Origin of the sequence: Tenacibaculum caenipelagi (assembly GCF_004363005.1) — a bacterium.
In the GTDB taxonomy this organism is placed as follows: domain Bacteria; phylum Bacteroidota; class Bacteroidia; order Flavobacteriales; family Flavobacteriaceae; genus Polaribacter; species Polaribacter caenipelagi.
On sequence record NZ_SNYH01000001.1, the window covers coordinates 104824 to 126408 of the forward strand.

Sequence of the window (21585 nt, forward strand, 5' to 3'; positions counted from 1 at the left end):
AACTATCTATGAGGTACGGAAAATTAGAAGTTGTTTTTTTAAGAACTTAAATAAATAATACTAAATTTGTAACGGTTTTACCCCAAAATTAATCTTAACATTATGAAAACAATTTTATCATTTTTAGCTGTTTGTTTTATTACATTAACAGTAAGTGCCCAAGAATTTAAATTTGAAACTGAAACTATTGACTACGGAAAAATAGCTCTTGGATCAGAAGGAAAACGTGTATTTGAATTTACCAATGTAGGTGATGCTCCTTTAATTATTAAAGATGTAAAATCTACTTGTGGTTGTACTGTTCCTAAAAAACCAGAAAAACCAATTATGCCAGGAGAAAAAGGACAAATTGAAGTTTCTTATGACACAAAAAGACCAGGAGGTTTTTCTAAAGCTATTACTGTAATTTCTAACGCTAAGAAAGAAAGAAAAATGCTTAAAATTAAAGGTTTTATTGCAAAAGACGCAGCTCCTGCTAAAGAAAAAAGTATGATGAATAGCGATAGCTAAACTAAATTACTCAATATAAAAAAAGCTCAACACATGTTGAGCTTTTTTTATATTCTTTTTTCCAATCTAAATTCGAACTTTAATCTAACCCTTGCTCTTTCTACTTCTATTTTAATTTTTCTATTAGGTTTATGATGAAACATATCCATTATCTCTCCTAATTTATATTCATGTACAGCTTTTCCATTAATTTTTTTAATAATATCGTCTACCATAAGACCAGCTTTAAAAGCTGGTGAATCTTCTACAATTTTGTCTATTTTGTATTTAGGTTTAAAACGATAAAAATAACTATCTATAAATGAGATAACATCCTTTTGTTGTGTTTGATTATTATTGTTATTATAACTATCGGTAAATTTAGTAGTTGCTTTTTCTTTAATTAATTCCTGACCATCATGCACAATATGTAATCCACTCATATTATAATAGAACCCTTTTTTTAGAGATGCATTTTTCTTTAATATAACTCTGTTATTAGGATAATCAATCCAAACTTTGAAACGTTTTAAAATCCCTCCTCCAATACTTCCATTTCGCTCCTTATATTGTCTTGCATTAAATGTTGACGAAGAATCTAAAAACGATGCTGTTGGTTCTTCTATCTTAAATTTTCCTATTGATATTTTCTGAATCCTACTTCTATTCCCATAAATAGTGCCACTAAATCCCTCTCCTACAATATCTTTAAAGAACTTTTTTGGTGTCTTTAACTCATCTTTAGTTCCTTCAAATAACCAAATCGCATCACTCCCTCCTGTATCTATCAGCAACTTTACAGGTATCATCTTATTTGAAAACTCATCTATCTGTATTTTTGCATTTATATAAGGTTTATTCCTATAAAACTGTAAAGGAAAAATTTCACATCTATTACAAACAGATTTGTTGTATGTTTTAGGGTTATAAAAATCTATTTTTTTGTTTACATAGTTAATTTTAACAATGACATCTTTTAATAAATCATAGCCTATAATACCATGAATTGTAGTTCCCATTTTAGCAGAAATATCGAAAGCATCTTTTAAAATAACATATAAGTGCTGGTTAGAACTTGCTATATTTTTAATTCTGAAAGTATTATTTCTAGATAATAAAGCTTCTACTGGTTCTCCGCTACCCAATCCTCTAATAAAAACTTTTTTAATATCATTTAAACCTACTTTATCTTCTGAGGTAAGATTAAATAATATTGTTTTATTTACTCCTGTATCTAAAATAAACGATAATTGGTGTCCATTAATTTCCAAAGGAATCACTATCAAATTGTTTATCAACTGAAATGTTAACGATTGTTTGTCGGTGTCTTTACCAAAAAAAAGAAAATTTTGTTGTGAAAAAACTGAAGTACTTAAAAAAAAAGTAAAAAAATATGGTAGTAGTCTATTCAAGAGAAGGTGTTTTTTAAAATTTAAATCTCAATATACAACCTTCATTTTAGTTTTACATTTTTTTGTGATTTTTTTAACCCTTATTTTCATTAAAAACTCCCTTAATTTATCAAATATATTTCGCAAATTTGCCATTCAAACAACTAATTTAATACAAGATGCCATCTATTTCTAGTAAAGGAAATGCTATGCCTCAATCACCAATTCGTAAATTGGTTCCTTTTGCAGAGGCCGCTAAAAAAAACGGAACAAAAGTTTATCATTTAAACATTGGACAACCAGATATAAAAACTCCACAAGTTGCCTTAGATGCTGTTAAGAATAATACTATTGAAGTATTATCATATGCAAGATCTGAAGGATCTGAAGAATACAGAACTAAACTAGCTGATTACTATGCAAAAAACGACATTCATGTAACTGCTAATAATATTATTGCAACTACTGGAGGTTCAGAAGCATTATTATTTACTATTGGTAGTATTACTGACCCAGGAGATGAGATCATTATTCCTGAACCATTTTATGCTAACTATAACGGTTTTTCTACCGCTTCAGGTGTAACAGTGGTTCCTGTAATTTCTAAAATTGAGGATAACTTTGCTTTACCAGCTATTGAAGATTTTGAAAAATTAATTACTCCAAAAACAAAAGCAATCTTAATCTGTAATCCAGGAAATCCAACAGGGTATTTATACAGTAAAGAGGAGATTGAAAAATTAAAACAAATTGTATTAAAGCATGATTTGTTTTTAATTGCTGATGAAGTGTATCGTGAGTTTACTTATGATGGTGAAAAACACAATTCGGTAATGGCTTTAGAAGGACTAGAACAAAACGCTATTATGATTGATTCTGTATCGAAGCGTTATAGTATGTGTGGTGCACGAATTGGTTGTATCGTTTCTAAAAATGAAGAATTTATCGGAACAGCTATTAAATTTGCACAAGCTCGTTTAAGTCCACCAACCTATGCTTTAATTGCAAGTGAAGCTGCTTTAGAAACTCCTCAAAGTTATTTTGATGAAGTTATTGAAGAATACGAAGATCGTAGAAATACCTTAATTTCAGAGTTACAAAAAATAAACGGAGTAAAAGTTGCCAATCCTAAAGGGGCATTCTACTGTGTTGCTGAACTACCTGTTAAAGATAGTGATGATTTTGCTCAGTGGATTTTAGAAAAATTTAGCGATAATAATGAAACAGTAATGGTTGCACCAGCTAGCGGATTTTATTCTACCGAAGGTGAAGGAAAAAACCAAGTACGTATCGCCTATGTTTTAAATAAAACTGATTTAAAACGTTCAGTTGAAATATTAAAAATCGCCTTAGAAAAATATAATAGTTAATTGAATATTCAAGAAAACATATCTTTAAAAGAGTACAACACGTTTGGTATTAATGTTAATGCCAAACGTTTTGTTTCTATCACCTCAGTATATCAGCTACAACAACTTTTAAAAGAAGAAAAAGATATCTTTTTAATTTCCGGCGGAAGTAACATGTTACTTACCAAAGACATTGACACTTTAGTTGTGCATATTGATATCAAAGGAATTTCTATTGATAGAGAAAATCATAACGACATTCACCTAGCTGTAAATGCTGGTGAAAACTGGCATGAGTTTGTATTGTGGTGTGTTTCTCAAAACTACGGCGGACTGGAAAACTTATCTCTAATTCCTGGAAATGTAGGCACCTGCCCTATCCAAAATATTGGAGCCTACGGTGTGGAAGTAAAAGATACAATTACAAAGGTAGAAGCTGTTGAAATTGAAACAGGAAAATTGATTTCTTTTTCTGCGGAAGAATGCCAGTTCGGGTATCGTAATTCTATCTTTAAAAACGAAGCTAAAGGAAAATTTGTGTTGACTTCAGTAAGTTTTCGACTAACTAAAAACAATCACAAGCTTAATACTTCTTACGGAGCTATTGAGTCTGAGTTAACTTCAAAAAATATCACAAATCCGACCATTAAAGATATTTCTGATGCTGTTATTGCTATTCGTCAATCAAAATTACCAGACCCGAAGGAAATAGGAAACAGTGGTAGTTTTTTTAAAAACCCTGTGATTTCAAAAGAGCATTTTGAAAAGCTTCAAACCTCATCTCCTAATATTCCTAGTTATGTAATCTCTGATACTGAGATTAAAGTACCTGCTGGTTGGTTAATTGAACAAAGCGGATTTAAAGGAAAGCGTTTTGGTGACTACGGAGTACATGAAAAACAAGCTCTAGTTTTAGTGAATTATGGAAATGCTACAGGGAAAGAAATTTATGATTTAGCACAACAAATTCAGAAAACTATCAAAGATAAATTTGATATTGATTTAGAAATAGAAGTTAATATTATTCAATAAAAGACAAAAGGAAGGTAAAATTACCCTCCTTTTTATTTTTTATATCTATTCTTTATCAAATAACACCTTGTAAATAAACCCTCCTACAACCGCTCCTGCAATTGGTGCTACCCAAAACAACCATACTTGAGATAAATACCCTCCACCAGCAAACAATGCTTGACTCATAGAACGAGCTGGATTTACAGACGTATTGGTAATTGGAATACTTATTAAGTGGATTAACGTCAATCCTAAACCAATTGCAATTGGAGCAAAACCTTTCGGTGCGTTTTTGTGAATACTTCCTAAAATAATTAGCAAGAAAAACATGGTTAATAAAAACTCTGCTAAAAAAGCTGCAACTATATTATATCCTCCTGGTGAAAATTCTCCATAACCATTGGCAGCAAAACCTCCAATGGATTCAAATCCGCTATTGTTTGTTACAATTAGATACAAGCAGGCTGCTGCTAAAATCGCTCCTATTAGTTGAGAAATGATATACGGAACAACTTCTTTAGCTGTATGGTTACCTCCAACCCACAAACCAATTGTTACTGCTGGATTAAAATGTGCCCCTGAAATGTGACCAACGGCATATGCCATCGTTAACACTGTTAAACCAAAAGCCAAAGCTACACCAACAAACCCAATACCCAAATCAGGAAAACCTGCAGCAAAAATAGCACTACCACATCCGCCAAAAACTAGCCAGAATGTTCCGAAAAATTCAGCAAAATATTTTTTCATATTCAAAATTTTTGATTAGTTGATTATTAATTATGACCCTTAAATAAATAAAAGTCACACTGTTATAAATCTACAATAATAAATTCTAAAAAAAAATGGGAAGTTCGTATCTTTGTAGCACAAAATAATACATCATGAAATTAGTTTTAGTTACCATCGGATTATTAGCCTTAGCTTTTGCAGGAATTGCCATTAAAATTTGGGCAAAAAAAGATGGTAAATTTGCAGGTACTTGTGCGAGCCAAAACCCTATGTTAAATGAAAGTGGTGAAGCTTGTGGTTTTTGTGGTAAAACTCCAGATCAGTTTGATACTTGTAACGAGCCTCAGCACAATTAAGTACAGTACTCAACTAACCCTTTTAACTTTTTTATGATATTTACTATACTGTTCTACACTTTTGTAGTGGTTACAGCCATACAAATAGTATATTATTTATCCTTTTCTCTTTTTGTTTTTCAAAAACAAGAAAACACACTATCAAATACAAACATTCCAGTTTCTGTAATTGTTTATGTTAAGAACAATGCGAAAACTTTAGCAGAATACATTCAAAATTTAACCAAGCAAAAACACCCTAATTTTGAAATTGTTATGGTTAATAATGCTTCTAATGATACCACTCTTGAAATTATAGAAAACTTACAACTAGAATACCCTAACATTAAAGTTGTAAATGTTAAAAATACAGAAGCTTTTTGGGCAAATAAAAAATATGCTTTAACCTTAGGTGTTAAAGCTGCTACTTATGAATATCTATTATTTACAGAATTAGGTAGTAAAGCTTTATCTAAAAACTGGATTGATGAGATAACTTGCTATTTTTCACAAGAAAAATCCATAGTTATAGGATATCAAAAACTAAAACGGAAGAAAAAATCATTCAGTAATTTACTCTTCAGATTTGACCACTTATCAAATACTATTCAAGCTTTTTCTTACGCCAAATTTGGAGCTCCATATAAAGCTACCAACCATAATTTAGCGTACACAAAAGAGGAGTTTTTTAAAGTAAACGGATACATTAATCACCTTGCTCTTTTTATGGGTGAAGGAGATTTATTTTTGAAAGATGCAGCTACCAATCAAAACACTATTGTCGCAACTACACCAAATAGTTTTGTTTGCTCAACCAAATATCTTTCTTTTAAAGAATGGTTTTTACAACAAAAGAAACAGTCAATTCTATTTTCATTATACAAACCAAAGCATAAATTTCTATTAAGTTTCTTTAAACTTTCTAAATTTCTATTTTATGTTTTAGCCGTTTGTATAACTTATATTAACTGGAAAATAGCATTACCCTTAATAATAAGTTATTACCTTATACAATATATAATCGTAGGAAAATTAGCTACTAAATTACAAGAACGAAATACAATTTTGTTGTTACCTCTCCTTGAGGTTTGTTTAGTATTACTACAAATCATTATATTTATATCAAATCAAATATCGAAACCTAAGCATTGGAAATAAACAAAGAAAAAGTACTTACCCATATTCAACAGGCAAAAAAAGGAAATCAAATATCATTTAACTATTTGTTAGATACTTTTTGGGGAAATGTGTATGCTTTTCAATTAAAACAAACACAAAACGATAATGATGCTGAAGATATTACCATCCAAACTTTTTCAAAAGCTTTTGATAAGATTGATAGTTTTGATGAAAACTATCAATTTAAAACTTGGTTAATTACCATTTCAAAAAATGTGTATATTGATTTTCTCCGAAAGAAGAAATCTTCCATTTATACTCAAACTACCGAAGAACAAGAAAAAGAAGTATATGCTGTGGCAGATGATGCTCCTTCTCCTGAGGATAAAATTATTACCGAACAAAACTTAGCTAAGCTTCTAAAAAACATAAAAAAACTCAAACCAAAATATCAAGAAGTAATCAACCTTCGCTATTTTCAAGAGTTGAGTTATAAAGAAATTTCCGAGCAAATAGGAGAACCTATAAACAATGTAAAAGTAAAATTACTGCGTGCTAAAAAATTATTAGCTGAAATAATAAAGAAATCATAAATTGCGAAACCTTTAAAATTCAAGTTTTTATGATTTTACAGTTTCATGCAAGTGGAAAACATCTACACAAAAAAGAACTTTATTCAAAAAATACGCAAAAATTCGTTGGTGAGAAATTCACTATAACGTATGTAGAAATTTTAAACTTTTAAGCTCTCCTCTCGCATGAAAAAATCCCTTCTAAACTTATTAGGTCCTGGATTATTATTTGCTGGAGCCGCTATAGGTGTTTCACATTTAGTCCAATCAACTAGAGCTGGGGCTGATTTTGGTTTTGGTTTACTTTGGGCTTTGCTCATTGTTCATATTTTTAAATACCCTTTTTTTCAGTTTGGCCCGAGGTATGCCACTGCAACTGGAGAAACACTTTTAGATGGCTACAAAAAGCTTGGAAAAGGTGTTTTGGCTACTTATTTTATCTTAAATATTGCTACCATGTTTACCATTCAAGCAGCTGTAACTATTGTTACCGCTAGCTTAGCTTCTAACCTTTTTGGCTTTACCCATGATTTGGTTATTTGGTCAGTAATTATCATGTTTATTAGTATAATTCTTTTAGGTATTGGAAAATATAAGCTTCTAGACAACTTAATGAAATACATTATTGCTATACTAACAGTAAGCACAGTTATTGCCGTATGTATTGCTTTGTTTAAAACCGAAAAAGGGTTTAGCTATCAACAAATAATTCCAAGCGGAACAGCACAAGTAACATTTTTAATTGCTTTCTTAGGGTGGATGCCTGCCCCATTAGATATTTCTATATGGCATTCGTTATGGTCGGTCGAAAAAGACAAAACAACCTTTGAGAAAACAAAGCCAAAAGAAGCTATTTTCGATTTTAACATCGGTTATATTGGTGCTTTATCTTTAGGTGTTTGCTTTGTAATATTGGGCGCATTGGTAATGTATCAATCAGGTGAATCTTTTTCTAACAAAGGAACTATTTTTGCTTCTCAACTCATTAATTTATACACCAAAAACCTAGGCGAATTCTCTGCTGTATTTATAGGAATTGCAGCTTTTACAACTATGTTTAGTACTACTATTACAACCTTAGATGCTTCTCCTAGAGCTATGGAAAAATCATCTTCTTTACTCTTTTCTAAAAAAATAAAGTTGAGTTATTGGTTTTGGTTGTTACTCTTAGCCTTAGGCACTTATATTATTCTTCATTATTTTTTGGCTGACATGATTTTTTTAGTAAGAATAGCTACAGTTTTATCATTTTTAACCGCTCCTTTTTATGCCATCTTAAACTATGTTTTAATTACTGGAAAACATACCCCTGAAAAATATCGCCCTAAATTAGGCTTGCGCATTTTAAGTTTTACTGGTATTGTATTTTTGATTGGGTTTAGTATTTGGTTTTTACTTAGTTTATAAATCTTTTCTTTGTAAATTTGCAATTCAATTTTTATGGAATGGCAAACGAAACTTTAGTAGCAACAGAAAGAACAAAAAAACCTAAATGGTTACGTGTTAAATTACCTGTTGGTAAAAAATACACAGAGCTAAGAGGATTGGTTGACAAATACAAATTGAATACTATTTGTACTAGCGGAAGCTGTCCTAACATGGGTGAATGTTGGGGAGAAGGTACCGCTACCTTTATGATTTTAGGTAACATTTGTACACGTTCTTGTGGCTTTTGCGGGGTAAAAACTGGAAGACCTGAAACTGTTGAATGGGACGAGCCTGAAAAAGTTGCACGTTCTATTAAGTTAATGAATATTAAACACGCTGTAATTACTTCTGTAGACCGTGATGATTTAAAAGATGGTGGTTCAATTATTTGGGCAGAAACTGTACAAGCAATTCGTAGAGCCAATCCAAATACTACATTAGAAACATTAATACCAGATTTTCAAGGAAACGAAAAATTGTTAGATCGTATTATTGAAGTAGCTCCAGAAGTAGTTTCTCATAATATGGAAACTGTACGTCGTTTAACTCGTGAAGTTCGTATTCAAGCAAAATATGACCGTAGCTTAGGTGTTTTAAAATACTTAAAAGATAACGGAATGCGTACCAAATCTGGAATTATGCTTGGTTTAGGCGAAACTGAAGATGAAGTAATTGAAACTATGAAAGATTTACGCAACGTTGGTTTAGATGTAATTACTATCGGTCAATATTTACAACCTAGTAAAAAACACTTACCCGTTAAGGAATTCATAACTCCTGAACAATTCAAAAAATATGAAACTTTAGGCTTAGAAATGGGCTTTATGTATGTAGAAAGCGGTGCTTTAGTTCGTTCTTCTTACAAAGCTCACAAACACGCTAGCTAATTTCAACTTTAAAAAATTCTTAACTTTTTAACTGTTTAATGTTAAAAAAATGTCAAATATTTAAAAAACGCACATATGTGCGTTTTTTCTTTTTAATTTTGGCACAGATATTGGAAACAATATTTTGTAAACAAGTAACATTGTTTTCATTGTGTAAATTATTTGAATTAGTTGATTAACAAAAGCCCACTCAAATTTGAGTGGGCTTTTTGATTTTAATTAATTAACTAGAAACTCTAGTTGATTGCTCTAATTATATCGTACTTAGTAATGATATGGTGCTTACCGTTATCTAAATCTACTAATACAGCCTGATTTTCTTTGTTAATCAACTTAGATACTTCCTCTATAGAAGCAGATTTTTTTACTACTGGATACCCTTTCCCCATTACTTCTTTAATAGACTTGTGTGCTACTTCCTTGTCTTCCAAATAATTACGTAATAAAACAGACTCATCTACAGACCCTACAAACCCACTAGCATCTCTTACTGGTATTTGTGATATTTTAAATGTACGCATTCTTTCTATAGCATGCGATACCAATTCTTCAGTTTGAGCAGTTACCAATGGCTTGTCAATATGATCTTTAATTAAATCTTCAGCTGTTGTAATTTCTTCTTCTAAGAAACCTCTATCACGCATCCAATCATCATTAAACATTTTACCTACATAACGACTTCCGTGATCGTGAAATAACACTACTACTACATCATCTGGTTTAAACTCGTCTTTTAATTGTAATAATCCTTTGATAGCTGAACCTGCCGAGTTTCCAACAAAGATACCTTCTTCCTTCGCTATCTTACGTGTATAAATAGCCGCATCTTTATCAGTAACCTTAGTAAATCCGTCAATCAATGAAAAATCAACATTCTTAGGTAAAATATCTTCTCCAATACCTTCAGTAATGTATGGATAAATCTCATTTTCATCGAAAATACCCGTTTCGTGATATTTTTTAAATACCGATCCGTATGTATCAACTCCCCAAATTTTAATATTTGGGTTCTTTTCTTTTAAATACTTCGCAGTACCAGAAATAGTTCCTCCAGTTCCTACTCCAACTACAAAGTGTGTGATTTTACCGTCGGTTTGCTCCCAAATTTCTGGTCCAGTTTGTTCGTAATGTGCTTGTGAATTTGACGGATTATCGTACTGATTCACATACCACGAATTAGGTGTTTCTTCTCCTAAACGCTTAGAAACTGAATAATATGAACGAGGATCATCTGGCTCTACATTCGTAGGACATACAACTACCTCTGCTCCTACTGCACGTAGGATATCCATTTTTTCTTTTGATTGTTTATCAGAAATTACAAAAATACACTTGTATCCTTTTACAATAGCAGCTAACGCTAATCCCATTCCTGTGTTTCCTGAAGTACCTTCAATAATAGTACCTCCTGGCTTTAAACGACCATCTGCTTCGGCATCTTCAATCATTTTAAGAGCCATGCGGTCTTTTACAGAGTTTCCTGGGTTAAATGTTTCTACTTTGGCTAATACCAAGGCATCTACTTCTTTGGTTACAGAATTTAATCTTACTAAAGGTGTGTTACCAATAGTTTCTAATATATTTTTTGCGTACTTCATATCTTATAAATCTATAGCAAAATTAAGCAAATCGAATGGATTTTGAAGGACGGATTTTAGTAATGATATATGAAGGTATGATCAACATTAAAAAACATAAAGCTAACGTCCCCATATTTAACAATAAAATAGCTAGCACGTTAATATCTACTGGAACAGTAGACACATAATACGTCTCTGGATCTAATGTTATTAGTTTACTGTATTTCTGAATTAAGAGAATACTTAAGCCTATTAAATTTCCCCAAAACAATCCTTTTAAAATTAGGTACGAGGCATTGTATAAAAATATCTTTCGAATGCTCCAATTTAAACTTCCTAATGCTTTGAGTATTCCTACCATTTGTACACGCTCTAATATCAACACCAACAATGCTGTTACCATATTAATCCCAGCAACTAACACCATAATTCCGATAATGAACCATACGTTATTATCTAGTAGGTTTAACCATTCAAAAATAGCAGGGTAATTATCTATAATTGTAATACTATTGAGTGTAGAACCTATACTGGTATACACTTCATTCCCTTTTTCACGCAGCTGATCAAAATCATCAATTAACACTTCAAAACCTCCTACTTGATTATCTTCCCAACGATTTATTTGTTGCACTTCTCTTAAATCACCCAACAACATAATTTTATCAAACTGCTCAAAACCTGTATTATATATACCTACAATTACTGGTTTTCTGGATTTGAATTTTAAACTGCTATTTTCTGCACCAAACCAGGTTTGTATAGTATCATTCAGTTTAAATTGCAATCTGTTAGCTATTGATTCAGAAATTAAAATTTCACGATTTCTATCTTGGTCAAAATTAGGTAAACGCCCTTCTTTTAAATATTCATTGAAAAATGTAAAATCATAATCAGACGACACTCCTTTAAAAATAATTCCTTCAAAATCCGTAGGAGTTCTAATAATCCCACCTACATTAGCAAAAGGTTGTACTTTTCGAATACCTTCGATATTCTTAAATTTTGGATAAAACTCTTGATTGATATCAATAGGGACTGTAGAAACATCTGAATTGTTATTATCGTAATTTATAATTTGAATATCTCCTTTAAATCCTGTCATTTTATCCCTCACTTTCTTTTGAAATCCAGAAGTAATGGATACCGCAATTAACATGATAGCTACACCAAGTGCTATTGCTATGGTTGCTATGGTAATAATTGGTGATGAAATACTGCTCTTATACTGTTTCCCAGCAATGATTCGCTTTGCTATAAATAGTTCGAAATTCAAATGTTTACATTTTTACAAATCCAAAAGTAATTAATTCTTATGGATTCAAAGAAGAAGAATACTCAGGATTTAATTCTCTTATTTTTTTTGTTGTTAAAAAATAGAAAACTGTAACTTTATACATTAATTATTTAGGCAAATGAAGTTTTCTTTTAGTTATATTTTTATTTTTTTTCTAGTATCCTGTTTTCATTTTTCTTCTTGTGCACAGCAACAGAAATCGACAAAAAAAACAGTAGAGAAAGAACAAGCACAAACCATTAAAACAGGAGCTGATAGAACTTCTTTATACCTACCACTTTTAAAAAACAAAAACATAGCCATTGTTGCTAATCAGACCTCTATTTTACAAGTCTTACAAAGAGCTGAAGTAGCTCCCAACATTATGGGCTCTAAAACAGTAACTCATCACTTGGTAGATTATTTACATAATTACGAAGGAATACATGTAGAAAAAGTTTTTGCTCCTGAGCATGGTTTTCGTGGAAAAGCCGATGCTGGCGAGGCAATCGCTGATGGAAAAGATGTAAAAACAGGCATTCCTATTATTTCTTTGTATGGAAAGAACAAGAAACCTTCTCCTGAACAATTGAATGGAATTGATGTTGTTGTTTTTGATATTCAAGATGTAGGCGCTCGTTTTTACACCTATATTTCAACATTACATTATGTGATGGAAATTTGTGCTGAACTCGGAATCCAAGTGATATTACTTGACAGACCGAACCCAAATGGACATTATATTGACGGACCTGTCTTAGAACCTGAGCATAAAAGCTTTGTAGGGATGCACCCTGTACCTGTTGTTTACGGAATGACCATTGGTGAATACGGACAAATGATTAACGGAGAAAAATGGTTAGCGAATGGTATTAAGTGTGACTTAACCGTAATTCCATTAGAAAATTACACCCATCAATCACAATACAGTTTACCCATAAAACCTTCACCCAACCTACCGAATGATACTTCGATAAACTTATACCCTAGTTTATGCTTTTTTGAAGGTACCAATGTATCTGTTGGAAGAGGAACCAACAAACAATTTCAAGTGTATGGTTCTCCATATTTAGAAAAAACAACCTTTAATTTTACGCCACAACCCAACGAAGGTGCTAAACAACCTAAACACAATAAAAAATCTTGTTTTGGAGAAGATTTAAGCGCTTCTGAAAGTTTGGTTAACCTAAACCTTAGCTGGTTATTAAAAGCGTATCAACAGTCTCCTAAAAAGGAGTTTTTCAATGCTTTTTTTACCAAACTAGCAGGAACAAAAAAACTACAAGAACAAATTGAAGAAGGACTTTCTGAAGAGGGAATTAAAGCAAGTTGGCAAGAAGGTTTAGAAAGTTTTAAAAAAGTACGTGAGCAGTATTTGTTGTATGAGTAATATCCATATAGCAACTTATTAACAGTTAACTATATTTTTATTTTGTATTTAATTTATATGAAAAAGATTTTTAAAAATAACAGAAGATTAAAATGTATTGATTTTATCAAACAATTTTTTATAGTTATCCCCATAGCTTTATTCTGGTCTCTACTAATTAATTTAATTACATGGTCAAAACCAGAGGTTATGGATATAGTAAAATTTATAATGATCTTTGAATTTGCCATCATTATCAAAATATTTATCTACATCTCTAGAGTAAAATTAGATAGTATTTATGTCGATTATGATAACCAAACTTTAGTTATAAATAAATTTTTAGGTTTTAATTCTTGTAGAAAAGCATCTTTAAAATTAGATGAATTAGTAGTTTCTAAAATAAACCATTCACCTTTTACAACTTTCACATTGTTTGTTTTTTTTACCATTAAAGACAATCAAAATCAAATTAGGATATCCTCAGATGGATATGGTATTAAGGAAGAGGACATCAAACAAATTTATGAAGAACTAAACACAACACCAGCTACAATTCGTTGCCAATAAACCTATAAAACTCCTAGTTATCAGAACAAATCTTAAATCACTTATCCTTACATACCAATTGTCTATATTCAATTCCCCAGTTTGCCAACGTATCAATTAAAGGAGCTAGCGTTTTACCATACCCTGTAATAGTATATTCAACTGTGATTGGTTTGGTATTTTTAACCGTTCTGTTAACCAAACGATTCATTTCTAAATCTTGCAATTCTTTTGAAAGCATTTTCGATCCAATTCCATCTATTTCTCGTAATAATTCCATAAAGCCTAATTTATTGCCTTCTATCAAAGTACCTAAAATATGGAACTTCCATTTTCCTGATAATATACTCATGGCATCACTAATAGCCTGCATCCTAACCTGACAAACAGGTGTATTGTTAATTACTGATTTTTTCACTGATGTAAACTCAACAATTTATTCTTTAAACACTAAGGTAGTTTCCTACTGGAAAGTACTTTCCTTTATGAAACCTATAGCAAATATACTAGTAATTCATTTTAGTTTTGTCTTATAAATCAATAGTAAAACAGATAAGAACATGGTTAAAAATATTAATGTACTAATAGTATTTATTGCCTTGTTGAATCTTGCAGCTTGCAGCTTGCAAAGGACAATCAAAAACAAACAACATGAACGAACAAACATCGAATGTAAATCCGCTTTTATGTGATCCACAAACAGGAATGTGCGAGGTGACTACTAATGAAACCAAAACTCCTACTGAAAAAAAAGAACAACCTAGTAAAAACAAAATAAAGGTGGTTTACTTTACCGATCCTATTTGTTCTTCTTGTTGGGGTATTGAACCTCAACTGAGAAAATTAAAACTTGAGTACGGACAAGATATTAAAATTGATTATAGAATGGGTGGTTTGTTACCAGATTGGAGCTACAACAGCGGAGGGATAAGCAAACCTTCGGATGTTGCACATCATTGGGACGAGGTTAGCACTTACTACGATATGCCCATAGATGGTGATGTATGGTTAGAAGATCCTTTAGATTCTTCTTACCCTCCTTCAATTGCTTTTAAAGCAGCCCAATTACAAGATAAAAACAAAGCTATTCTCTTTTTAAGAGAAATACGAGAAATGGTGTTCTTAAAAAAGAAAAACATTGCCAAGTGGGAACATATTGCCACTGCAGCAAAAAATGTGGGACTTAATGTTGATTTATTAAAAACTGACTATGAAGGAAAAGCTAAATTATTATTTGAAGAAGATTTAAAATTAGCAAGAATTTATAGAGTAAGAGGCTTTCCTACCATGTATTTTGAAGACAATTCTGGCAACCAAGAAATCGTATACGGATCTAAAGCGTATGCGTTCTACGAAATGGTCATTTTAAAAATTCAGCCTACAATTTCTAAAAGTGAATATGCTAAAGATTGGAAAACATTATTCACTAAATATAATTCACTTACAGCTAGAGAATTTTCAGAGTTATCGGGAATTCCTAGAAGCCAAAGTGAGCAATTATTAAATAATCTTACGAAAAAGGAGTATTTGGAAAAAATTGCTACTAAAAATGGTGCAATGTGGAAGATTAAAAAATCTAACTTCTAGCACTGAACATAAGCAATAGCAACGCCCCCAAATGAATGATATTTTATTTTAAAAGCTAAATTATTTATTCCGCTATTGCTTATGTATAAAAACAAAAGCGAAACTTTTTAGTTTTGTTGTACAAAGTGGCTTAAAAAAAACTTGCTCTTTCATCCAGTTATTCGAATAAATTTTATTCATATAACGTAAGTCATTTAAACCTAATTAATCTAATAAAGACAACGCTACTTCAACAGTATTCTTTAGTTCCTTTTCTTTCGGATTAACTTTTGAAACTACCCGAATACCATTGTATAAAGTATAAAAAAGAGAAGTAATAGACTTCAAATCTTGATTCGTTTTTAATTGCCCTTTTTCTTTCCCACTTTCAAGATATTCATAAAAAAGCTTTTCTATATCTTGTTTATTACTTTCCAAAACTGCGAGTAGATTTTCGTCATTCGGAATAAGTTCTGTAGTTGTGTTTACTACAAAACAACCTTTTTTATCTTTATCGAAAATGGCTTCTTTAATTGCAATACCAAAAAGTTCTTGAACCCCTTCTTTCACATTTGGTCTACTTTGAAAAAAACGAATTAATTCTTCTTTATTTGATACTCGATATAGTTCAAATGCCTTTTTAAAAAGCTGTTCTTTCCCTCCAAAAGTATCATACAAACTTGCTCTATTAATACCTAAATGGTTTACCAACTCTTGAATAGAAGTTGCTGCATATCCTTGTTTCCAAAACAAGTTCATTGCTTTGGTTAGCACTTCTTTTTCGTCAAATAATTTTACTCTTGGCATATAAAAAATGTGGAAGCGTTAAACACTTCCACAAAAGTAGGTTATTGGAACTTTCATTCCAAATATGATTAAAAAAAATTATCCCAAAAGAGGATTAATATTTATTCCTCCATCTATATTGTATTCACTACCTGTAATGAAAGCAGCATCATCTGAAGCTAAAAAGCCAACTAACTTAGCAATATCTTCAGGAGCTCCAAATCGTTTTAAAGGAATGCGATTTTGCATTGCTTCTGCAAATCCTTTTAATTGCTCCTCTTCCATTCCTATTTTTTCAAAAATTGGTGTAGTTACTGGACCTGGATTAACAGAATTAACTCTAATTTTTCTTGGAGCCAGCTCAGTTGCAGCGGTTCTTGTATATGAATTTAATGCTGCTTTTGATGCTGCATAAACCGCTGTATTAGGCATTCCTGTATACGCATTTACTGAAGATAAGTTAATAATTGATGCACCATCATTTAATATTGGAAGAAATTTTTCAGTCGTAAACACCGCTCCTTTAAAGTTAATTCCCATTTGATGATCAAACATTTCTTCACTTATATTTCCCACAGGTGCTGGTTGAAAAATACCTGCATTTACAAATAAGATATCAACTTTATCAAATTTTTTTTGAACCTCATCTACTAAGCTTTCTATTTCAGAGATATTTGCTACATCAGCAACAATTCCGTGAACACCAAGTGTTTCTGCTGCAGATTGCACCTTTTTTTTGTTTCTTCCTGTAATTACAACATTAGCTCCTTGACTTTTTAATTCTTTTGCAGAAGCATAGCCAATACCACTATTACCTCCAGTAACCACCGCTACTTTCCCGTTTAATTTACTCATTTTTCTGTTTTTTAATTATTTTCAAATACTAGAACGATCATTCTAAATACAAACATATAAATAACAGAATGATTATTCCAAATAAAATAAATTTATTGTTTTATAAAAAATTGTATTGCGAATTTTATCAAAATAAGTGTGGTTAGTTTACATTGAAACCAATATAGTTGTACTTCTATACTTTTTACTACAAAAACTAAGTTTTTGGGTTTTTGAAAATAGTAAATATAGGCTTACAACGTGGTATCTCCTGAAAATGGAGATTATCGTGAAATGTGTTGAATTAAATCTTAGTTAAAGAACGTTATCTTAAAAAAAACCTTGCTCTTTCATCCAGTTATTCGAATAAATTTTATTCATATAACGAGAACCATGATCTGGTAAAATCACTACCACTACACTATTTTCATCAAAATAGTTTTTATCTGCATACTGTTGAGTTGCTTGTAATGCTGCTCCTGAAGTATACCCTGCAAAGATTCCTTCTGTCTTCACCAATTCTCTGGCTTTTAAGGCAGCTTCTTTATCCGATACTTTTTCGTACACATCTACCACATCAAAATCGGTAGAAGTTGGTATTAAATTCTTTCCTAAACCTTCAATTTTATAAGGACTAATTTCTGTAGCATCAAATTCCCCTGTTTCATGGTATTTTTTAATGACAGATCCCATAGCATCTACTCCTAAAATTTTAATCTCAGGGTTTTGCTCTTTTAAGTATCTCGCGGTTCCAGAAATCGTACCTCCTGTTCCACTAGCCGCTACTACATGGGTTACCTTTCCTTCAGTTTGCTTCCAAATTTCTGGTCCAGTACTCTTATAATGCGCTTCAATGTTCAATTCATTAAAATACTGATTGATATATATAGACCCAGGATTTTCTCTATGCAATCGTTTGGCAACTTCGTAATACGAACGAGGATCGTCTGGTGTTACGTTTGCAGGACATACGTGCACCTCTGCTCCCATCGATTTTAACATGTCTATTTTATCTTGAGAAGATTTATCGCTCACTGCTAGAATGCATCGGTAGCCTTTCACAATACTAATCATTGCTAATGAAAACCCTGTATTTCCTGAAGTAGTTTCAACAATAATATCTCCTTCTTTTACAATCCCTTTTTCTTCTGCTGTCTCTATAATATGCAATGCAATCCTATCTTTAGCAGAGTGTCCCGGATTAAAAGCTTCAACTTTTGCATAATAAGTACCCGGTAAGTTTTGGGTGATTCTATGCAGTTGAATCATGGGAGTTTGACCTACTAAATCTAATATTGAATTGGTTATACCTTGATGTCTTTTCATTATAGTTTGTAAATAAGAAAAAAAGTGTCATTACGAAAACGGACACGAATAAATCTGTTGAGATTGTTCGTTGCATTCGCAATGACACTCACACTCAATCGAGCGCAAAAATATGATTATTTTTTTAACTTATCCTCCAACATTAAAAAGAAGGTGTATTCTTCGGCTGTTTCTTTTAATGCATCAAATCTTCCTGATGCTCCTCCATGACCTGTATCCATATTCGTATGCAAGAACAACATATTGTCATCTGTTTTAACTTCACGTAGTTTAGCAACCCATTTTGCAGGTTCCCAATACTGCACTTGACTATCATGCAATCCCGTTGTAACTAACATATTAGGATAGGATTTTGCTGCTACCTGATCGTATGGAGAATATGATTTGATATAATCATAGTACTCTTTATTATTCGGATTTCCCCATTCATCATATTCACCCGTAGTTAATGGAATACTGTCATCTAACATCGTAGAAATAACATCAACAAATGGTACAGCTGCGATTATTCCGTTATACAACTCTGGATTCATGTTGATTACAGCCCCCATTAATAAGCCTCCTGCAGAACCTCCCATAGCATATAAATGCTCTGGTGATGTATAGCCGTTATCTATTAAATATTTAGAACAATCAATAAAATCGGTAAACGTATTTTTCTTTTTCAACATTTTACCATCTTCATACCAATCACGCCCTAAATACTGGCTCCCTCTAATATGTGCTAAAGCATATACAAATCCGCGATCTAATAAACTTAAACGTGTGGTTGAAAATCCGTCATCAATAGTATATCCGTAAGAACCATACGCATATTGTAATACAGGAGTATTTTTATCAATCTTAGTATCTTTATAATATACAATTGATAAAGCTACTTTTTTACCATCGCGTGCAGGTACCCAAATACGTTTGCTTACATAGTTATTCTTATCAAACTTTCCTCCTAAAACCTCTTGTTCTTTTTTGATTTCTTTTGATTTGTCTTTCATATTGAAATCAATTACTGAACTTGGAGTTGTCATCGAATTGTATGAATAACGAATTATATCCGTATCAAATTCGGGGTTCCCATGTACACCTGCTGAATAGGTTTCTTCTTCAAAAGGTAAATAGTAATCTTCAGTTCCATCCCAACGCTTAATTCGTATTTTATTCAATCCTTCATTTCTTTCTTCTAAAACTAAGTAGTCTTTAAAAATTGAAAAATCTTCAAATAAGGTATCTTCTCTGTGTGGAATTACATCTACCCAATTTTCTTTTGTTGTTTTATGTTCAGGAGTTTTCATCAACTTAAAGTTGGTTGCTCCATCTTTATTCGTTTTGATGTAAAAATGATCTCCGTAATGCGCAATATCATACTCTAAATCACGCTCACGTGGCTGAATCACCCTTAACTCTCCATTAGGATTATCAGCATCCAATACCTGGTATTCAGTAGAAACCGTACTATAAGAACCAATAATGATATATTTTTTTGATTTTGTTTTAGAAACAAAGGTTCCAAACGTATCGTCTTTCTCTTCATATACTAATTCATCTAATAACGAATCTGAACCTAAAGTATGCTTGTAAATCTTTGAAGAACGTAAGGTTACAGGATCTTTCTTAGCATAAAACAACGTTTTATTATCGTTTGCCCAAACAGAAGCACCTGTAGTATTTTCAATAATATCTTTATAAATCTTACCTGTTTCTAAATTTTTAATTCTAATGAAATACTGGCGACGACTTACTGTATCTGTTGCAAAAGCAACTAATTTATTATCTGTTGATACCGCTAATCCTCCTAACTGAAAATAATCATATCCTTTAGCTTCGTCATTCACATTGAACATGATTTCTTCTTCAGCCTCTAAGGTTTTCTTTTTTCGACTATAAATTGGATATTGCTGTCCTTTCTCATAACGAGTTATATAAAAGTACCCATTCTTTTTATACGGAACCGACTCATCATCCTCTTTAATACGTCCTTTCATTTCTTGAAATAACGTCTCTTGAAACTCTTTGGTTTCTTTGGTCATTTCATCATAGTAGGCGTTTTCAGCATTTAAATAATCGTATACTTTTTGGGTTTGTTCATCTTTAACTTTGGCATTTTTTTGCTCGTCAGTTAAACGCATCCAAAAGTAATCATCAATACGTACATCTTCGTGTTTCTCTAACTTAGTTGGTTGCTTTTCAGCAACTGGGACTTTGATATCTTTCTTCATTTCCTGTTTTTTGCAGGAAGCAAAAATAAGACTAAATACCAAAGCAGATAGCATTATTTTTTTCATTTTATTTGGTTGGTTATATTCTTTGTGAAAATACTAAATTTGTGATTATAAAAATTTTAAAATAAGAATCGATGTTTGGAGATATTTCTGGAATGATGGGGAAATTACAAGAAGCCCAACAAAAAGTAGAGGAAACAAAAAAACGATTAAACACAGTTTTAATTGATGAGGCTGTTGCTAGTGGAAATGTAAAAGTTACCGTAACTGCAAATCGTGAAATAAAAGCTATTAGTGTTGATGAATCTTTACTAGAAGATAAAGAAGAGTTAGAAGATTACTTAATTTTAGCTTTAAACAAAGCATTGAAACGTGCTGGAGAAATTAATGAACAAGAACTAGCTATTGCAGCTAAAAGTGGAATGCCAAACATTCCTGGAATGGACATGTTCAAATAATGCGTATGTTTTTAAAGCTAGAAGATTATATGCTCCCTTGCTTAAACAAAAAATTCTTTGGAATTGATTGTTTAGGTTGTGGAATTCAGCGTGCGTTAAATTTAGTATTACAAGGTGAATTTGTTGCTGCCTTTAAAATTTATCCTGCCATATACACCTTACTTCTTTTAGCTGTTGTTATTGGAGTTAACTTCTTCTACAACATAAAATATGCCCAAAAAATAATCAGTATATTGGCTATTATTAATATTGCTATTATTGTGATTAGCTATATTATAAAAATGAATCAATTAATTTAAATCATAGTAA

The 21585-nt window shown here is 31.6% G+C and carries 22 protein-coding genes; 13 read left to right on the forward strand and 9 right to left on the reverse strand.

What is annotated here, in order from left to right:
* Positions 1-102 precede the first annotated feature (102 nt).
* The gene (locus DFQ07_RS00400) at positions 103-510 is read left to right on the forward strand and encodes a DUF1573 domain-containing protein (protein ID WP_133534313.1); all 408 of its coding nucleotides are present in this window, start codon (positions 103-105) and stop codon (positions 508-510) included.
* A gap of 47 nt (positions 511-557) precedes the next feature.
* Here DFQ07_RS00400 and DFQ07_RS00405 read toward each other — a convergent pair whose 3' ends face one another.
* The gene (locus tag DFQ07_RS00405; RefSeq protein WP_133534314.1) at positions 558-1901 is read right to left on the reverse strand and encodes an aspartyl protease family protein; all 1344 of its coding nucleotides are present in this window, start codon (positions 1899-1901) and stop codon (positions 558-560) included.
* 158 nt (positions 1902-2059) lie between these two features.
* Between DFQ07_RS00405 and DFQ07_RS00410 the strand changes: the two genes are divergently transcribed.
* Together DFQ07_RS00410 and murB are read left to right on the forward strand one after the other, a co-directional pair.
* Positions 2060-3250 (forward strand): pyridoxal phosphate-dependent aminotransferase, encoded by a 1191-nt coding sequence (locus DFQ07_RS00410; protein ID WP_133534315.1) that lies wholly within the window; start codon positions 2060-2062, stop codon positions 3248-3250.
* Positions 3251-4261 carry a UDP-N-acetylmuramate dehydrogenase gene (murB, locus tag DFQ07_RS00415; RefSeq protein WP_133534316.1) on the forward strand — a complete coding sequence of 337 codons (1011 nt, stop codon included), beginning with the start codon at positions 3251-3253 and terminating at the stop codon, positions 4259-4261.
* A 45-nt stretch (positions 4262-4306) separates the two neighbouring features.
* On the opposite strand, the gene aqpZ is transcribed toward murB, so the two are convergent.
* A complete protein-coding gene (gene aqpZ / locus DFQ07_RS00420; protein WP_133534317.1) occupies positions 4307-4993 on the reverse strand; it encodes an aquaporin Z in 687 nt (228 codons plus the stop codon).
* A gap of 134 nt (positions 4994-5127) precedes the next feature.
* Between aqpZ and DFQ07_RS00425 the strand changes: the two genes are divergently transcribed.
* From DFQ07_RS00425 to lipA, 5 genes are all read left to right on the forward strand, one after another.
* Positions 5128-5331: a membrane or secreted protein gene (locus tag DFQ07_RS00425; RefSeq protein WP_133534318.1), complete on the forward strand. Its 204-nt coding sequence runs from the start codon at positions 5128-5130 to the stop codon at positions 5329-5331.
* Between the two features lie 33 nt (positions 5332-5364).
* Entirely contained in the window at positions 5365-6468 is a 1104-nt protein-coding gene (locus tag DFQ07_RS00430) for a glycosyltransferase (protein ID WP_133534319.1), read from the forward strand.
* The gene (locus DFQ07_RS00435; RefSeq protein ID WP_133534320.1) at positions 6459-7022 is read left to right on the forward strand and encodes an RNA polymerase sigma factor; all 564 of its coding nucleotides are present in this window, start codon (positions 6459-6461) and stop codon (positions 7020-7022) included. Before DFQ07_RS00430 ends, DFQ07_RS00435 begins: the two co-directional genes overlap by 10 nt.
* 165 nt (positions 7023-7187) lie before the next feature.
* The gene (locus DFQ07_RS00440; protein ID WP_133534321.1) at positions 7188-8408 is read left to right on the forward strand and encodes an Nramp family divalent metal transporter; all 1221 of its coding nucleotides are present in this window, start codon (positions 7188-7190) and stop codon (positions 8406-8408) included.
* Positions 8409-8446: 38 nt separating this feature from the next.
* Positions 8447-9316, forward strand: coding sequence for a lipoyl synthase (gene lipA / locus DFQ07_RS00445; protein ID WP_133534322.1), 870 nt, complete (start codon positions 8447-8449; stop codon positions 9314-9316).
* A 236-nt stretch (positions 9317-9552) separates the two neighbouring features.
* On the opposite strand, the gene DFQ07_RS00450 is transcribed toward lipA, so the two are convergent.
* Together DFQ07_RS00450 and DFQ07_RS00455 are read right to left on the reverse strand one after the other, a co-directional pair.
* Positions 9553-10914: a pyridoxal-phosphate dependent enzyme gene (locus DFQ07_RS00450; RefSeq protein WP_133534323.1), complete on the reverse strand. Its 1362-nt coding sequence runs from the start codon at positions 10912-10914 to the stop codon at positions 9553-9555.
* Between the two features lie 22 nt (positions 10915-10936).
* Positions 10937-12172 carry an ABC transporter permease gene (locus DFQ07_RS00455; protein ID WP_133534324.1) on the reverse strand — a complete coding sequence of 412 codons (1236 nt, stop codon included), beginning with the start codon at positions 12170-12172 and terminating at the stop codon, positions 10937-10939.
* Between the two features lie 139 nt (positions 12173-12311).
* Here DFQ07_RS00455 and DFQ07_RS00460 point away from each other — a divergent pair, with 139 nt between their 5' ends.
* Positions 12312-13562, forward strand: coding sequence for an exo-beta-N-acetylmuramidase NamZ family protein (locus tag DFQ07_RS00460; RefSeq protein WP_133534325.1), 1251 nt, complete (start codon positions 12312-12314; stop codon positions 13560-13562).
* Between the two features lie 189 nt (positions 13563-13751).
* The gene (locus DFQ07_RS00465; RefSeq protein WP_133534326.1) at positions 13752-14111 is read left to right on the forward strand and encodes a hypothetical protein; all 360 of its coding nucleotides are present in this window, start codon (positions 13752-13754) and stop codon (positions 14109-14111) included.
* 37 nt (positions 14112-14148) lie between these two features.
* Here DFQ07_RS00465 and DFQ07_RS00470 read toward each other — a convergent pair whose 3' ends face one another.
* Positions 14149-14508 carry a winged helix-turn-helix transcriptional regulator gene (locus tag DFQ07_RS00470; RefSeq protein WP_243743903.1) on the reverse strand — a complete coding sequence of 120 codons (360 nt, stop codon included), beginning with the start codon at positions 14506-14508 and terminating at the stop codon, positions 14149-14151.
* Between the two features lie 233 nt (positions 14509-14741).
* Between DFQ07_RS00470 and DFQ07_RS00475 the strand changes: the two genes are divergently transcribed.
* Positions 14742-15677, forward strand: coding sequence for a ClpXP adapter SpxH family protein (locus DFQ07_RS00475; protein ID WP_133534327.1), 936 nt, complete (start codon positions 14742-14744; stop codon positions 15675-15677).
* A 204-nt stretch (positions 15678-15881) separates the two neighbouring features.
* On the opposite strand, the gene DFQ07_RS00480 is transcribed toward DFQ07_RS00475, so the two are convergent.
* The 4 genes from DFQ07_RS00480 to DFQ07_RS00495 form a co-directional block, all read right to left on the reverse strand.
* On the reverse strand, positions 15882-16463 hold the full coding sequence (locus DFQ07_RS00480) for a TetR/AcrR family transcriptional regulator (RefSeq protein ID WP_133534328.1): 582 nt from the start codon (positions 16461-16463) through the stop codon (positions 15882-15884).
* Positions 16464-16541: 78 nt separating this feature from the next.
* On the reverse strand, positions 16542-17297 hold the full coding sequence (locus DFQ07_RS00485) for an SDR family NAD(P)-dependent oxidoreductase (protein ID WP_133534329.1): 756 nt from the start codon (positions 17295-17297) through the stop codon (positions 16542-16544).
* 309 nt (positions 17298-17606) lie between these two features.
* Positions 17607-18602, reverse strand: a complete 996-nt coding sequence (locus DFQ07_RS00490) for a PLP-dependent cysteine synthase family protein (protein ID WP_133534330.1) — start codon at positions 18600-18602, stop codon at positions 17607-17609.
* Between the two features lie 116 nt (positions 18603-18718).
* Positions 18719-20815, reverse strand: coding sequence for a S9 family peptidase (locus tag DFQ07_RS00495; protein ID WP_243743904.1), 2097 nt, complete (start codon positions 20813-20815; stop codon positions 18719-18721).
* Between the two features lie 137 nt (positions 20816-20952).
* On the opposite strand from DFQ07_RS00495, the gene DFQ07_RS00500 reads away from it, so the two are divergent.
* A complete protein-coding gene (locus tag DFQ07_RS00500) occupies positions 20953-21276 on the forward strand; it encodes a YbaB/EbfC family nucleoid-associated protein (RefSeq protein WP_133534332.1) in 324 nt (107 codons plus the stop codon).
* 5 nt (positions 21277-21281) lie between these two features.
* Entirely contained in the window at positions 21282-21575 is a 294-nt protein-coding gene (locus tag DFQ07_RS00505; protein WP_243743905.1) for a DUF2752 domain-containing protein, read from the forward strand.
* Positions 21576-21585: the final 10 nt, after the last annotated feature.